At 72.1% G+C, this 14,756-nt stretch carries 17 protein-coding genes; 12 read left to right on the top strand and 5 right to left on the bottom strand.

Features of this window, described 5'->3' with window-relative positions; translation table 11 throughout:
- Positions 1-903 precede the first annotated feature (903 nt).
- Positions 904-1,341 (top strand): hypothetical protein, encoded by a 438-nt coding sequence (locus tag ABTZ91_RS23410; RefSeq protein WP_274710761.1) that lies wholly within the window; start codon positions 904-906, stop codon positions 1,339-1,341.
- Between the two features lie 180 nt (positions 1,342-1,521).
- Positions 1,522-1,935: a MerR family transcriptional regulator gene (locus tag ABTZ91_RS23405; RefSeq protein WP_352079159.1), complete on the top strand. Its 414-nt coding sequence runs from the start codon at positions 1,522-1,524 to the stop codon at positions 1,933-1,935.
- Between the two features lie 24 nt (positions 1,936-1,959).
- On the opposite strand, the gene ABTZ91_RS23400 is transcribed toward ABTZ91_RS23405, so the two are convergent.
- A complete protein-coding gene (locus ABTZ91_RS23400) occupies positions 1,960-2,943 on the bottom strand; it encodes an ABC transporter substrate-binding protein (RefSeq protein ID WP_352079158.1) in 984 nt (327 codons plus the stop codon).
- A gap of 219 nt (positions 2,944-3,162) precedes the next feature.
- On the opposite strand from ABTZ91_RS23400, the gene ABTZ91_RS23395 reads away from it, so the two are divergent.
- The 3 genes from ABTZ91_RS23395 (at position 3,163) to ABTZ91_RS23385 (ending at position 4,987) form a co-directional block, all read left to right on the top strand.
- The gene (locus tag ABTZ91_RS23395; RefSeq protein ID WP_352079157.1) at positions 3,163-3,402 is read left to right on the top strand and encodes a hypothetical protein; all 240 of its coding nucleotides are present in this window, start codon (positions 3,163-3,165) and stop codon (positions 3,400-3,402) included.
- A gap of 140 nt (positions 3,403-3,542) precedes the next feature.
- Positions 3,543-4,367, top strand: a complete 825-nt coding sequence (locus tag ABTZ91_RS23390) for a helix-turn-helix domain-containing protein (protein WP_352079272.1) — start codon at positions 3,543-3,545, stop codon at positions 4,365-4,367.
- Between the two features lie 14 nt (positions 4,368-4,381).
- Complete coding sequence (locus tag ABTZ91_RS23385; protein ID WP_352079156.1) at positions 4,382-4,987, top strand: GNAT family N-acetyltransferase; 606 nt, start codon at positions 4,382-4,384, stop codon at positions 4,985-4,987.
- On the opposite strand, the gene ABTZ91_RS23380 is transcribed toward ABTZ91_RS23385, so the two are convergent.
- A complete protein-coding gene (locus tag ABTZ91_RS23380) occupies positions 4,968-5,453 on the bottom strand; it encodes a GNAT family N-acetyltransferase (RefSeq protein WP_352079155.1) in 486 nt (161 codons plus the stop codon). The two genes, ABTZ91_RS23385 and ABTZ91_RS23380, sit on opposite strands and share 20 nt — an antisense overlap.
- A 156-nt stretch (positions 5,454-5,609) precedes the next feature.
- Here ABTZ91_RS23380 and ABTZ91_RS23375 point away from each other — a divergent pair, with 156 nt between their 5' ends.
- Positions 5,610-6,347, top strand: a complete 738-nt coding sequence (locus tag ABTZ91_RS23375; protein WP_352079154.1) for a Mut7-C RNAse domain-containing protein — start codon at positions 5,610-5,612, stop codon at positions 6,345-6,347.
- Positions 6,348-6,474: 127 nt separating this feature from the next.
- Here the strand turns inward: ABTZ91_RS23375 and ABTZ91_RS23370 are convergent, their stop codons facing one another.
- Entirely contained in the window at positions 6,475-7,035 is a 561-nt protein-coding gene (locus ABTZ91_RS23370) for a TetR family transcriptional regulator (RefSeq protein WP_352079153.1), read from the bottom strand.
- 139 nt (positions 7,036-7,174) lie between these two features.
- On the opposite strand from ABTZ91_RS23370, the gene ABTZ91_RS23365 reads away from it, so the two are divergent.
- A complete protein-coding gene (locus tag ABTZ91_RS23365) occupies positions 7,175-8,617 on the top strand; it encodes an FAD-dependent oxidoreductase (protein ID WP_352079152.1) in 1,443 nt (480 codons plus the stop codon).
- A gap of 81 nt (positions 8,618-8,698) precedes the next feature.
- On the opposite strand, the gene ABTZ91_RS23360 is transcribed toward ABTZ91_RS23365, so the two are convergent.
- Complete coding sequence (locus ABTZ91_RS23360) at positions 8,699-9,166, bottom strand: hypothetical protein (protein ID WP_352079151.1); 468 nt, start codon at positions 9,164-9,166, stop codon at positions 8,699-8,701.
- A gap of 75 nt (positions 9,167-9,241) precedes the next feature.
- Between ABTZ91_RS23360 and ABTZ91_RS23355 the strand changes: the two genes are divergently transcribed.
- From ABTZ91_RS23355 to ABTZ91_RS23345, 3 genes are all read left to right on the top strand, one after another.
- Positions 9,242-9,577, top strand: a complete 336-nt coding sequence (locus ABTZ91_RS23355; RefSeq protein WP_352079150.1) for a YnfA family protein — start codon at positions 9,242-9,244, stop codon at positions 9,575-9,577.
- A gap of 63 nt (positions 9,578-9,640) precedes the next feature.
- Positions 9,641-10,405 carry an SDR family NAD(P)-dependent oxidoreductase gene (locus tag ABTZ91_RS23350; RefSeq protein ID WP_352079149.1) on the top strand — a complete coding sequence of 255 codons (765 nt, stop codon included), beginning with the start codon at positions 9,641-9,643 and terminating at the stop codon, positions 10,403-10,405.
- A gap of 140 nt (positions 10,406-10,545) precedes the next feature.
- Complete coding sequence (locus ABTZ91_RS23345) at positions 10,546-11,400, top strand: hypothetical protein (protein ID WP_352079148.1); 855 nt, start codon at positions 10,546-10,548, stop codon at positions 11,398-11,400.
- A gap of 59 nt (positions 11,401-11,459) precedes the next feature.
- Here ABTZ91_RS23345 and ABTZ91_RS23340 read toward each other — a convergent pair whose 3' ends face one another.
- Positions 11,460-12,653 (bottom strand): RtcB family protein, encoded by a 1,194-nt coding sequence (locus ABTZ91_RS23340; RefSeq protein ID WP_352079271.1) that lies wholly within the window; start codon positions 12,651-12,653, stop codon positions 11,460-11,462.
- Positions 12,654-12,829: 176 nt separating this feature from the next.
- Here ABTZ91_RS23340 and ABTZ91_RS23335 point away from each other — a divergent pair, with 176 nt between their 5' ends.
- Positions 12,830-13,798 carry a DUF3558 domain-containing protein gene (locus ABTZ91_RS23335; RefSeq protein WP_352079147.1) on the top strand — a complete coding sequence of 323 codons (969 nt, stop codon included), beginning with the start codon at positions 12,830-12,832 and terminating at the stop codon, positions 13,796-13,798.
- Between the two features lie 110 nt (positions 13,799-13,908).
- Complete coding sequence (locus ABTZ91_RS23330; RefSeq protein ID WP_352079146.1) at positions 13,909-14,640, top strand: DUF3558 domain-containing protein; 732 nt, start codon at positions 13,909-13,911, stop codon at positions 14,638-14,640.
- The last annotated feature ends 116 nt before the right edge of the window (positions 14,641-14,756 follow it).

Raw genomic sequence — 14,756 nt, 5'->3', positions numbered from 1 at the left:
CCTGACCTGCGAGTACGACGTCGGGTACGGAGGAGCGGACGAAAGCGGACGGGGAAGACGGGGAAAACGGGAAGGGGTGGGGGCGAGGACGGGGACGGGTGGGGACGGTGTGGGCATCCTGTGGACTACACCAGGGCGTTCGTCCTCCGCGTCTGCGAAACTGGGGCGTCATAGGGATGGCTCACGGAATCCATGGTGTCAGAGGCCACGGCGATCTTGCGGACAGGTGTTTCACCGCACGATCGCGGGGGAGGTCACTGGCACGATGATCGGACCGCGCGGTCGGACGCGCGGACGTGCGGTCTGGAACAGCAGTCGGGTGGAGATATGCATCGCGGTGGCGGACCGGGCGAGGGGACTGACGACCTGGGTCCCGAGCCTGTCCGGCGGGGGAGGCACCGGCGCCGGAGGACGGAAGAACCGAGGGCGAACGAGCCGAGGACGGGCGAACCGAGGACGGGCGGCGAGCCGAAGCCGGCCGACCCCCGGACCGAGCCGCGCGCACCGGAGCCCCGGGTCGCCGACTCCCGTGCCGCTTCCGACGCCCGGCCCGCCGACCCGCGAGCCGCCGACGTCCGGCCCACGGACCCGCGTGCCGCCGACCCGCGGACCGGCGAGACCCGTGCCGGCGAGACCCGTGCCGCTTCCGACGCGCCGGCCGGGGAGCGGCCGGGCCAGGACGAGTCCTCCCGGGTGGCCAGGTCCCGGGCCCGCCGCGCCCGCGCCCGCGAGACCGGCCCCGTCGAAGGCCCGCCGCCGGGCAGCACGAGCGGCTTGAGCGGTCTGAACGGCCTGAGTGGCCTGGGCGGTCTGAGTGGTCTCAGCGGTCTCCACAGCCCGAACGGTCCGAGTGACGGAAGTGCGGAAAGTGCCGGAAGCAGCGGGAGTGGCGGGAGTGGCCGGTTGGGGGTGACGTACAAGTACTTCGGCGCGCCCGACGGCGCGACGGCGGCCCGTGTCCCGATCTCGATGCGCCCCGAGGAGCTCGGCGGCGACGAGCTCGGCATGGGCGGCATGTTCACCAAGATCAAGCCGGAGACCATAGCGGCGATGGTCCTCACCGGCATCCAGGGCATGCCCCTGCACAAGGTCCCCCCGCTGGAACTGGTCGTCCTGCACCCGGACTACGCCGTGGTGAAGCTGCCCATGACCGTGGTCGACCCGCTCCGCGGCATCGGCGAGGAGTCGGTCGGCGCCGCGGCCTTCATCTGGTCCACGGTCCCCGACCGCGGCGGCCCGCAGGACGCCTTCAACGTGTACCAATTGCTGCACGAATGGCAGGACTTCAGCCACCGCCTGCACGAGGCGGGGCACCAGCCGTACTGCCTCGTGTGGCCGTGAGCGACTGCCTCGTGCGGCCGTGAGCGACCACCTCGTGTGGCCGTGAGCGACCACCTCGTGTGGCGGGAGCGCGATTCCCGCCGCCCTCCGCAGGCGTTTCACCGCCCTTCCGGTCCTCATAAGTGATGAAGTGAGGACAAATCGGATGTGATGTGCGGTACGAGGGAAGGACCCCCTGTGGTGAGCAGCAGCACGGTGCGCCCCCTGCAGATCGGCGAGGTCGCGGCACGGACGGAACTGTCCCTGCGCACCATCCGCCAGTACGAGGACAGCGGCCTCGTCGTCCCGTCCGCGGCCTCCGAGGGTGGCTTCCCGCTCTACACGGACGCCGATGTGGCGCGCCTGATGGTGATCCGCCGGATGAAGCCGCTCGGCTTCACGCTCGACGAGACCCGTGACCTCCTCGCCGCCGTGGACCGTCTCGCCGCCGACGTCCCGGACACCCCCGGCGAGCTCGCCCCGGCCGTCCGCGCCTCCCTCGTCGCCCGGGTCCGCGGCTACGAGCGGGCCGCGGCCGAGCGCGTCGCCGAACTGCGCGACCAGCTGGCCCGGGCGGAGGAGTTCGCGAACTCGCTGCGGGCGCGCCTGCCGTAACCCGGGTCCCCGTCGGCGTACGGGCTACGCCTCCCGGCCCTCGTCCTCGAGGGCCGCCGCCAGGTCCTGGAAGAACCGGGCGAAGGCAGCCGGGCTGGGCGGGGTCTCCGGGTTCCAGGGGGCCAACCGCGCGCCCGCCGGCACCGCGTGCGGCGGCACCGCGTTGGTCCGGCTGTCGAAGAGCACCAGGTCCGGGCCGAGCCCGACGGCGTGCTCCCAGTCGGTGGTCAGCCAGCTCGCGCCGGGACCCGGCCCCGGGTCGACGAACCGGACGCCCAACTCCGCGAGCCGGGCCAGCTCCGGCCAGGCGTGCGGGCGCGCCAGGTGCACCTGCTCCGGACCGGCGCCCGACAGCGCGAGGACGCTCACCCCGGTCCGCCCGGCCGCGGCCCGCACCGCCGCCTCCGCGTCACCCAGCCGCCCGGCATTCCCACCGGGCACGCCCGGCACACCGGTCGCACCCAGCGCCCCGGCCAGCGCACCGAAACGGTCGACGATCGCGGCCAGCGGCAGCTCGTTGCCGACGGAGAGCGCGACGAGCGGCACTCCCAGCCGCTCGGCGAGCGCCTCGTCCACCGCGTACGGGCTCTTGCCGTCGTACGTCACGTCCACGATCAGGTCGACGCCGCCCAGGTCCCGTGTCCGCGCCTCGGTGAGGTTCCGCTCCAGCGTCCGGCCGGGCCCCAGATACGGCACGCCCTCCGCCACGAGACCGCTCGCCTTGACCGGGTCGAGCACATCGGCGTCGTGCCCGGAGCCGTAGACCGCGACCGGCCGCACCCCGAGGTCGAGCAGGGCCGCCCCGGCCCGTACGTAGGCCACCACCCGTTCCGGCCGGCGCGCCGCCGTCAGGGCCGTCCCCCGGTCGTCCGTGAACTCCCAGCCGCCGGGACCGGACGTCCCGCCCGTCCCGCCCCTCCCTCGCGAATCGGCCGTACTGCCCGTCCCGTCCGTGCCCTCCGTATCGGCCGTAGTGCCCGTCCCGTCCGTGCCCCTCGCGTCCGTCATGCGGCTGCTCCCTCCCCGGCCGGAAAGCTCCCTCTCCCCGCCCACCTTGAAGCGCCGGACCGACCCGCACAAGAGGGCCTGCCCGCCCTCCGCCGGGCCCCGGGACTCCTCTCCCCGGCACCCCCTGCCGAAAGAGCCCGGGGTGGTGTTGACTGAACGGGTCGGGAGAAAGCAGTAGGAATCGCCGCCCCCGTGCGGTCCCGCGCCCTGGAGTCAGCCATGACCTTGCCCGGCCGGTTCTCGGACCCCCGTGTGCTCACCCTCGTCGGCCTGCTCGCCGTCCCGGCGGCGGTGTGGGCGGCCCTCGGCCTGCGGGCGCGCGCCCGCCGGGGCGGGGCGAAAGGACCACTGGGGCGCGTCTGGCACCCCCAGGAGACGGTCGCCCTCACCCAGGCTGAGGAACGGGCCTTCGGCCAGGTCGTCTCCCGGCTCTCCTTCGGCTCCGGGCGGCTGCGCTGACCGCGCCCACGACACCCGCCCCAGGCTCCCGTTCGGGCTCGGTTTCCGGTTCCGGTTCGGGTTCCGGTTCGGGTTCCGGTTCAGGTTCCGGTTCGGGGGGCGTCCCGCCCGGCGGGGGCCCGCGGCGCGACACCCGGGGGATCGTCGACGCGGCGGAACTCCTCGCCCGCGTCCGCTTCCGCCGCCACGCGCCCGCACCCGAGCTCCGCCCGTATCTGGAGCACTACTGGTTCATCGACTGGGATCTGACCGAGCCGTACGCGTCCCATGTCGTCCCGCATCCCTCCGTGAACGTGGTCTTCGGGCGGGAGGAAGGGTCCGGGGATTCCGGGGAGTCGGGGGGATTCGTGGACTCCGCCGTCGTCTCCGGCATCGGCCTGGACCTCTTCACCAAGAAGCTGACCGGCAGGGGCAGGGTCTGCGGGGCGCAGTTCCGTCCCGGCGGTTTCCGCCCGTTCGCGCCCGCGTGGCCGGTCTCGCACTGGACGGGCCGGACCGCCCCGCTGACCGAGGCGTTCCCGGACGCCGGGCGCGGCGCCGCGTCCGGTGTCCTCGGTCCTGACGAGGACCACGCGCGCGTGGCGGCCCTCGACGCGTTCCTCCTGGCGCACGGGCCCGCGACGGACCCGGCCGCCGACGAGGCGATGGCCCTGGTGGACCTGGTCCGCGGCGACCGCACCGTGCGCCGGGTCTCGGCCCTCGCGCGTGCGGCCGGGCTCTCGGCGCGCTCGCTCCAGCGCCTGTTCGCCTCCCATGTGGGCGTCGGGCCCAAGTGGGTCATCCTCCGCTACCGCATCCACGAGGCCCTGGAACGCGCCGCGTCCGGCTCCGCCGCCGCTCCGCCGGACTGGGCCCTGCTGGCGGCCGAGCTGGGCTACAGCGATCAGGCCCATCTCGTACGGGACTTCACGGCGACGGTCGGGGTGCCGCCGACCGCGTACGCCCGGGCGTTGTCAGACCCCTGACCTAGGGTGCGCTCATGGACACCGACAGGACGACGGGCAGCGCGGCGGTCGACGCGGCGGACAGCGGGACGGGCGGCGGGACGGGCGGCGGGGCGGTCCGGCTGGAGGCGTGGTCCGCGGACGACTTCGGCCTGCTCCAGGCGGTCAACTCGGCGGAGTTGACCGCCCATCTGGGCGGCCCGGAGACCGACGAGCAGCTGCTCGCGCGGCAGCGGCGGTACGAGGCGCTGAGCGCCGACGCCGACCGCCCGGGCAGCATGTTCCGGATCGTGCTGCTGCCGGAGGGCACGGCCGCGGGCAGCATCGGTTTCTGGGAGACCGCCTGGGAGGGGGAGCCGGTGTACGAGACGGGGTGGACGGTCCTGCCCGGCCTCCAGGGCCGGGGCGTGGCGACGGCCGCCACGCGCGCGGTGGTGGAGCGGGCGCGCGCCGAGGGCCGGTTCCGCCATCTGTACGCCTTCCCGTCGACGGACAACGGCGCCTCGAACGCGGTGTGCCGCAAGGCCGGGTTCACGCTCCTCGGGGAGCGGGACTTCGAGTACCCGCCGGGCCGGCCGATGCGCTGCAACGCCTGGCGGCTCGACCTCACGGCGGAAGGGGTCACTGCTCCAGGGGCTTGAGCCTCCGGGTGAAGTGGAAGGCGACGATGTCGAAGCGCTCGCGCAGGTAGAAGCGGTGGGCTCCGGTGCGGTGGGTGCCGGAGTCCAGGTCGAGCGTGTGAGCGCCGGCCGCGCGGGCGTGCGCCTCCAGGTGGGCGATCAGGGCATGGCCGACACCGGTGGAGCGGGCGGTCTCCCGGGTCACCAGATCGTCCACGTACAGCTGCTTCACCGAGCTGGTGTTGATGACGATCCGCCACCCGGCCACTCCGACACAGGCGCCCCCTGCCCCGTCGGCCCCGCCGTCCGCCGCGTCGTCCGGGTCCTCTTCGGTGAACGCCGCGGTGAAGCGCAGGCCCTGCGCGTGTCCGTTCTCGTAGACGTCGCGGAAGAGTTCCGGCGTGAGGTGCGGGCGCAGTTCGCGCAGGACCGGCAGGAGCTCGCTCTCCAGGCGCGGGTCACCGGGCGCCAGGTCGATGATCTTCATAGCGCGACCGTACCGCGCGCTGGGCCGCACTCCCAGGGCGGGCCCGAGGCCGGTGGGCGGCCGGGCCGGGCCGGGGTGAGGCCGGGCCGGGCCGGGGTGAGGCCGGGGTCGGGAATTGCCTGGCCGCCCGGGCGCGCCGGGTGCCATCCTGTCTGCGTGAACGGACCGGAGATCCAGATCAGCTTCGCCCCCGGCCTGCGGCTCTTCGTCTCGGCGGACCGGCGCTCCGGCCGCACGCCCGTGGCCACGGACGGCGCCTCCTCGCTCGGCCACGTGGTCGAGTCGCTGGGCGTGCCGCTGACCGAGGCGGGGCGGCTGCTGGTGGACGGACGCCCGGTGGCCCCCTCGCACATCCCGTCGGCCGGCGAGACGGTCGAGGTGGAGGCCGTCGTGCGCCCCCAGCCGGTCCCGGGCGCGCCGCTGCGCTTCCTGCTCGACGTGCACCTCGGGACGCTGGCCCGCCGGCTGCGGCTGCTCGGCGTCGACGCCGCGTACGAGAGCGAGGACATCGGCGACCCGGCGCTGGCCGCGCTCTCCGCGAAGGAGCGGCGCGTGATGCTCTCCCGGGACCGCGGGCTGCTGCGCCGTCGGGAGCTGTGGGCGGGTGCGTACGTCTACAGCGACCGGCCCGACGAGCAACTGCGGGACGTGCTCGAACGGTTCGCGCCGCCGCTCGCGCCCTGGACCCGCTGCACGGCGTGCAACGGGCGGCTCGCGGACGCCGACAAGGACGCGGTGCGCGAGCAGTTGGAGCAGGGCACGGAGAACACGTACGACGTCTTCGCAAGGTGCACGGACTGCGCCCGCGTGTACTGGCGGGGCGCCCACCACGCCCGCCTGGAGGCGATCGTCACGGACGCGGTGCGCGAGTTCGGCGGCGCGGCCGCCCGCTGAGCGAGGGCGCCCGGCCCGCGGCCCCGACCCGCCGCCCGGACTCTCCGCCCCGCGTCGGCGCCGTGCGTCGGCTCCCTGCCTCGGCGCCGTACGCGCCCGTCGGCTGTCGGCGCAGGCGGTGTGCGGCCTACGGCGCCTCGGCGGTCAGATAGCGCTGCACGGTCGGCGCGAGCCAGGCCTCGATCTCCTCGCGGGACATCTCCACGAGGGGCGGCAGGCGCAGCACATAGCGGGTGAGCGCCATGCCGAGGATCTGGGAGGCAACGAGACCGGCCCGGCGCGGCGCGTCGGCGGGGTCGGGGCAGACGCCGGCCGTGATGGGCCGGAGCTGCTCGGCGAAGACCTCCCGCATGCGTTCGGCCCCTGCCTCGTTGGTGACGCCGACGCGCAGCAGTCCGGTCAGGACCTCGTCGCGCTCCCAGCGGTCGAGGAAGTGGGCGACGAGCGTGGCCCCGGCGTGCCGCGCGGGCAGCCCGCCGAGCTCCGGCAGCTCCAGCTCGAAGGTGGAGGCGGCGGCGAAGAGACCCTCCTTGTTGCCGTAGTAGCGCATGACCATCGAGGGATCGATCCCTGCGTCGCGGGCGATGGCCCGGATGGTGGCGCGCTCGTAGCCGTCGGCGGCGAAACGCTCGCGGGCGGCGTCGAGGATCGCGGACCGGGTGGCGTCGGAGCGGCGTGGAGACGTCATGTCAACAAGTGTAGGCCAACAGGCGTTGACAACGCCAGCGATCCCGTCCTACATTCGCCAACAAGCGTTGACCAACAGCCGTTGGCCACAGGCGTGGGCCCAGGCGCAGACCCTGGGCACAGGACCCCTGGAGACAGCGATGAGCACCACGGGCACCCCGAACGACTCCACCGGCCACACCCCCACCCCCGAGACCGACACCGACGTCCTCGTCATCGGCGCCGGACCCACCGGACTCCTGCTCGCCGGCGACCTCGCCGCCGCCGGCCACCGCGTCACCCTCGTCGAACGCCGCCCCAAAGGCCTCAGCAACCTCACCCGCGCCTTCAGCGTCCACGCCCGCACAATGGAGCTCTTCGACGCCCGCGGCCTCGCCGACGAACTCGTCACCACCGGCAGCCACATCACCACCCTGCGCGTCTTCAGCGGACTCGACCTCGACCTCTCACGGCTGCCCACCCGCTTCCCCTTCCTCCTCACCACCCCCCAGTACGAAGTCGAGCGCCTCCTCGAACGACGCGCCCACGCCACCGGCGTCGACTTCCGCCACGACACCGAACTGCACGGCCTGCGCCAGGACGCCCACACCGTCACCGCCGACGTCACCGGCCCCGACGGCCCGACCACCCTCCGCGCCCGCTACCTCGTCGGCGCCGACGGCGTCCGCAGCGCCGTCCGCGGCGCCCTCGGCCTGCCCTTCCCCGGCGCCTCCGTGATCCGCTCCATGGTCCTCGCCGACGTCCGCCTCACCGAGGAACCCGGCCGCCTCCTCACCGTCACCGCCGCCGGCGACGCCCTCGCCTTCATCGCCCCCTTCGGCGACGGCTGGTACCGGATCATGGGCTGGGACCGCAGGCGCCAGCTCCCCGACAGCGCCCCCGTGGACCTCGAAGAAGTCCGCGACATCACCCGCCGCGCCCTCGGCAGCGACTTCGGCATGCACGACGCCCGCTGGGTCTCCCGCTTCCACAGCGACGAACGCCAGGTCCCCGCCTACCGCTCCGGCCGGGTCTTCCTCGCCGGAGACGCCGCCCACGTCCACTCCCCCGCCGGCGGCCAGGGCATGAACACCGGCCTCCAGGACGCCGCCAACCTCTCCTGGAAGCTCACCGCCGTCCTGCGCGGCGAAGCCCCCGACCCCGAAGCCCTCCTCGACAGCTACCAGACCGAACGGCACCCCATCGGCGCCCTCGCCCTGCGCAGCAGCGGCACCCTCATCCGGCTCGCCATCGCCCACACCCCCCTCCAGCGAGCCGCCCGCACCGCCGCCACCCGCCTCCTCGGCGCCATACGGCCCGCCGTCGACCGCGTCGTCGGCCAGATCAGCGGCATCGGCATCTCCTACGGCTCCGACACCCGCCGCGCCCCCGACCTGGAACTGCGCGAAGGCCGGCTCTACGAACTCCTCCGCCAGGGCGAGTTCGTCCTCATCGGCCCCGAGGGCACCACCCCCACGCTGCCCCACACCGCCCCGGTCGCCCCCCACCGCGCGATCCGGGCCACCTGGGCCGCCCCCACCCGCCGCGACACCCTCCTGGTCCGCCCCGACGGCTACACCGCCCCCCTCCAGGCCCACCGCTGAATCTCCAGCGGCCGCACGGCCCACCCCCGGGCCGTCCGCCGACCCCGCCGCAGTCGGCGACGTCACCGCCCGGAGGCCCGCTCAGAACACGTACGGGTCACCGGTCGCCAACACCAGCACACGATGCCGGTCGTTCCGCGGATTGCCGTCGGCCACCCCGTCCCGCCACACCGTCCGAATGTCCACGGTCAGCTCCTCCGGCCGCCCCGCCGTCCGCAGATCCAACGCCAGCTCACCCACCGCACCGGCCGCCCGCAGCTCACCCGTACGACAGGAGACCACCCGGTCACTGCTCCACAGACACGCCGGAGGCAACACCTGCCCACCCGCCATCGGCTCCGAGAACGCGAGCCGCACCGTCGCCTCGGACACATGCGACGGCCCATGATTCTCACTGACCAGCCACACACCGAGCCGCCCGCCCCACAGCGAGACATGGCCGTGGTGGGCCAGATCCGCCTCCGGCGGCGCCGCGACGGCCGAGACCGTACCGGTCACCAGGGCAGCCGCCAGGGCCGCACCGAACAGCGCCTTGCGCATCACAGTCATGCCCCGAAGATACCCATAACAACCCATATATTCTGACTATCCGTCAGCCGCGTGTCCCCATGCCACCCTGCTCCCATGCTCATCGCCCGCTCCGCCGCCCTCTTCACCCTCGCCGCCCTCCTCGAAATCGGCGGCGCCTGGCTCATCTGGCAAGGCGTACGCGAACACCGCGGCTGGATCTGGATCGGCACCGGCGTCCTCGCCCTCGGCACCTACGGCTTCATCGCCACCCTCCAACCCGACGCCCACTTCGGCCGCATCCTCGCCGCCTACGGCGGAGTCTTCGTCGCCGGCTCCCTCGCCTGGGGCATGATCGCCGACGGCTACCGCCCCGACCGCTGGGACATCACCGGCGCCCTCATCTGCCTCACCGGCATGGCCGTCATCATGTACGCCCCCCGCGGCCACTGACCCCACCCCGCCCTATCCTGACCACGCCACCGCCACCACCGACCCACGCGCCAGGAGCACGCCATGACCGCCGCCGGTACCCCCATCGCCGTCGTCACCGGAGCAAGCAGCGGCATCGGCGCGGCCACCGCCCGACAGCTCGCCGCCGCCGGCTACCGCGTGGTCCTCACCGCCCGCCGCAAAGACCGCATCGAAACCCTCGCCGCCGAGATCAACGAAGCCGGCCACCAGGCCACCGCCTACGCCCTCGACGTCACCGACCGCGCCGCCGTCGACGAATTCGCCACCGCCTTCCGCACCCTCGCCGTCCTCGTCAACAACGCCGGCGGCGCACTCGGCGCCGACCCCGTCGCCACCGGCGACCCCGACGACTGGCGCCGCATGTACGAAGTCAACGTCATCGGCACCCTCAACATCACCCAGGCCCTGCTCCCCGCCCTCACCGCCGGCGGCGACGGCACCATCGTCGTCGTCTCCTCCACCGCCGGCCACGCCACCTACGAAGGCGGCGCCGGCTACGTCGCCGCCAAGAACGGCGCCCGCGTCCTCGCCGAAACCCTCCGCCTGGAAATCGTCGGCACCCCCGTCCGCGTCATCGAGATCGCCCCCGGCATGGTCAAGACCGAGGAATTCGCCACCACCCGCTTCCGCGGCGACGCCGACAAAGCCGCCAAGGTCTACGCCGGCGTCGCCGAACCCCTCACCGCCGACGACGTCGCCGACACCATCACCTGGGCCTGCACCCGCCCCCCACACGTCAACATCGACCTCCTGGTCGTCCGCCCCCGCGCCCAGGCCAGCAACACCAAGGTCCACCGCGAACTCTGACCCATTCGGGTGAACCAGGCCGAACACCCCAACGCGACCCGAACCCCCGACCTACGGTCGACACAACTCCATACAGAAACGGCCCCCGGCCGGGAGGGCAATCCCGACCGAGGGCCTCACCATCAGGAAGGCACCTTCCCATGGCTGAACACGACCCTAGCGCGCCAACGCTCTTCGACCTCGGCGCCCTACCGGCCCCGTCCTCCACCACGTCCTTCATGGACCTGGAGAACCCCGACTACGCGTACATGTTCGGCTTCCTGCAGGCCGACGGACACCTCGCCCAGGGCGCGGGCCGCAAGGGCCAGCTCACCGTGGAGATCAACGCGCGGGACATCCACATCCTCGAGGAGTTCCAGCGCCTGACGCCGTACCACAGCAGCATCACCCAGCGCACCCGGTCAACGAACTTCGCGGCGGTCAGCCACACGGCGACCTGGACGCTGTGCGCCCTGGAAGCACGCACGACACTCAACGAACTCGGGATCCCCTACGGCAAGAAGTCCCGGCGCGTCACCCCGCCCCGCGTGCCGTTCTCACGCCCCGACTATCTCCGTGGCGTGATCGACGCCGACGGCTCAGTGGGCTTCACCAAGGAGGGCCTTCCCTTCGTCAGCCTCACAACCCTCAGCACCGCCATCGCCGTGTACCTCTGCCACTACACCAATCGCACGCTCGGCATCCGAAAGATCCCCGGCCGTAACAAGCGGGATGGCATCTACAACGTGAGCTACATGCAGGAAGCCGGCGTGGCCCTCGCGCAGCACCTCTACACGCCCGGCTCACTCGCCCTCGAACGAAAGAAGGCAGCGGCAACGGAGGTCACCGCCTGGGAACGCCCGATCGGCATGTCAGCGCCTCGCCGACGGCGCACATGGACGCAGCTGGAAGACCGCATCCTCCTGAGCTCGGCCACAATCGAGGAAGCCGCCACCACACTCGACCGGACCTACCAGTCCTGCAGTCTCCGCCGCTGGCGCCTGCTGAAGAAGTAGCCCAGTGACACAAGAGGGCCGACGCTCACGTGTCGGCCCTCTTTCGCGTCGTGCAGGTCTCAGCCCTTCACGTTCACGACCTGCTTCAGCTTGGCAACCACCTCGACCAGGTCCCGCTGCTGCTCCATCACCTGCTCGATCGGCTTGTAGGCGCCAGGGATCTCGTCGAGCACACCGGCATCCTTTCGGCACTCCACGCCCCGGGTCTGCTCCTCCAGGTCCCGGACCGTGAACCGCCGCTTCGCCGCGCTCCGGCTCATCCGGCGGCCAGCGCCGTGCGAAGCCGAATTGAACGCGGCCTGGTTGCCGAGCCCCTTCACGATGTAGGAGCCGGTCCCCATGGAGCCGGGGATGATTCCGAAGTCCCCCGAGCCGGCCCGAATCGCACCCTTGCGCGTGACCAGCAGGTCCATCCCCTCGTACCGCTCCTCCGCCACGTAGTTGTGGTGGCAGGAGATCACCGGGTCGAAGGTCACCTTCGCCTTCCGGAACTCGCGTCGGATGACCTCCTGGAACAGCGCCATCATGATCGCCCGGTTGTACTTCGCGTACTCCTGAGCCCAGAACAGGTCGTTCCGGTAAGCCGCCATCTGCGGGGTGTCCGCGACGAACACCGCGAGATCACGGTCGACCAGACCCTGATTGTGCGGAAGCTTCTGCGCCACGCCGATGTGGTACTCGGCCAGCTCCTTGCCGATGTTCCGGGAGCCGGAGTGCAGCATCAGCCACACCGACCCTTGGCCATCGATGCAAACTTCGCAGTAGTGATTCCCCGATCCGAGCGTTCCCATCTGCTTCTCCGCCCGCTCCCGGCGGAACTTCACCGGATCGGCAACCGAATCGAACCGCGACCACAGGTCACCCCACCCCGCCGTCGGGAACTGGAACAGCCTCCCCGGGTCCACCATCTCCCGGTGCATGCCCCGCCCCACCGGAATCGCCTGCTCGATCTTGGACCGCAGGCGCGACAGGTCCCCCGGCAGGTCGTTCGCCGTCAGCGACGTCTTGACCGCCGACATGCCGCAGCCGATGTCCACGCCGACCGCCGCCGGGCACACCGCGCCCTGCATCGCGATCACCGAGCCGACCGTCGCGCCCTTGCCGTAGTGCACGTCCGGCATGACCGCGAGGCCCTTGATCCACGGCAGGGTCGCCGTGTTCTGGAGCTGTCGCATCGCGCCGTCCTCGACGGACGACGGGTCCGTCCACATCCGGATGGGCACCTTCGCGCCCGGTACCTCCACGTACGACATACCTACCCACTTCCCCCGGAAAGTCTGATAACGCAAAAACCGGAGCCAAAGCCCGTACAGGTGACTGCGGACCGGCATCAACGGCCGTGCGTGCGATACACATTGTGTTCACCGCGCCCCTTGGGGCAGCAAACAGTTTTTCGGGGGATTCCTCCGGGAGAAGGGAGCCTGGGATCGTGCAGCGCAAGGCGTACGCACCCGGTCGATCCGGGTCCGCGGTCCTCTCCGCGGCGGCCCTGGCCCTGGGGCTCGGGATCGGTCTGACGGGCTGCTCCTCCGGCGCGGCCGTGGACACGGAGGCCGTCGACTCGAAGGCGGGCCCGGCGGCGCCCGCGGCTCCTCCCGGGCGCTATCGCACGCTCTTCGAGCCGTGTGGAGCGGTCCCGGCGGCCACGCTGAAGGATCTGCTGCCGGGGGCCGCCACGCTGCCGGAGGCGGAGCGGGCCCGGGTGTACCGGGGTGTGTCGGCAGCGACGTTCGACACGGACCGCCGGGTGGGGTGCAGCTGGAGGGCGGACGGGCCTGACGCCGTCCACCGGCTGACCCTGGATGTCGAGCGGGTCGTCTCGTACGACCCGGTGGTGAGTGATGACGCACGGGCGCAGGAGGTGTACGGGCGTAAGCAGTCCGCTGCGGGCGTGGCGCCGGTGAGTCCGGTGACGACGCCGCCTCCGTCGTCGCCTCCGGCAGGGACCACGGGGACTGCGGGCGCGGCGGGGACTACGGGTCCCGGCGGGTCGAAGGCGCCTTCGTCCTCCGTTCCGTCCACGGCTCCGGGTGCGCCGCCGGTCGGTCACGAGCCTGCTCAGGCTCTGCAGGGGCCGCAGGGGTCTCAGGCGCCTCGGGTGCCTGAGGCGACCGCCTCGACGGCGCCCACCGCCCCCGCCTCGACTCCTGCCACGGGTTTGGAGTCGCGGGTTCTGGAGGGTCTGGGGGATATCGCGTTCCTGGATGACACCCTGGAGAGCATTGGTCCGTCGGGTGGGAAGCGTCTGGTGAGCGTGGTGTTCCGCACATCGAACGTGATCGTGACCGTGCAGTACGAGGAGCAGACGGTGTCTCCGGCGGTGGTGCCCGACAGTAAGGAACTGCAGGAAAAGGCCCGGAATCTGGCTCGTCTGCTGGCCGATCGGTTGGAGGAGTAGGCGTTCGGGTGCGCTTCGTGGGGGCCGTCGGGTGGTGTGGCGGAGCGCGTAACGTGTCGGCGTACCCCCCGGCCGCCCGGCCGTGCGCCGCCCAAGCGACTGAAGGAACCATGCAGCGATCTGCTCCGCGTCTGTCCCGCGTACTCGCCTGTGCCGCCGTCCCGGTGATGCTTGTGGCCGCAGGCTGCTCGTCCGGATCGGATTCCGGTGGCAAGGGGTCCGGTTCGCCGGACTCGTCGTCGTCGGTTTCGGCGGCGCCGAAGCCCACGCAGTCGACGAAGGCGGTGGAGCCGGCGCGGTTCGCGAAGCTTCCGGATGTGTGCAAGTCGATCTCGGTGAAGACGATCGAGACGCTGGTGCCGAAGGCGAAGAACAAGAACGGCACGGCGGCTGCGTCCAGTGATGTGGCGAGTCGTGGCGGTTGCTCGTGGAACGGTCTGGAGGACAAGGGCGTCAAGGGGTCGCAGTATCGCTGGCTCGATGTGTCCTTCTACCGGTACGCGTCGGATGTGACGCTCGGCAGTGGGCAGGAGCGGGCCGCGGAGAACTACGTCAAGGAGCTGGCGAAGGTCCAGGCGACGCCGGGTGCGAAGGGGCTGCGGACGGCGGCGGCTCCGGGTGTCGGTGAGAAGGCGGAGTCGGTGTCGTTCGGGTTGCGCAAGACGGACGCGGATTTCAGGTACGCGTCGGTGGTGGCGCGGACGGGCAATGTCGTGGTGGTGCTGTCGTTCAACGGGGCTGGTTACGCGGGTGAGAAGACGCCGTCCGAGAAGTGGATCGTCGATGGTGCGCTGAAGGCGGCGAAGGAGGCCGTGGCGGCGGTGGCGGCGGCCAATAAGTAGGTCGTCGGCAGGTCGTACGGCTGCGTGGGCGGTCGTCCTGTAGGTGTTTGTGTGTTTTCGTGCGGGGCCCGTCCCTCCCCAGGGGGCCGGGTCTCGTACGCGTGTGCCAGTCTGTG

Source organism: Streptomyces sp. NPDC126499, from assembly GCF_040302485.1.
Lineage (GTDB): Bacteria > Actinomycetota > Actinomycetes > Streptomycetales > Streptomycetaceae > Streptomyces.
This window is presented reverse-complemented; position numbering and strand designations above follow the sequence as displayed.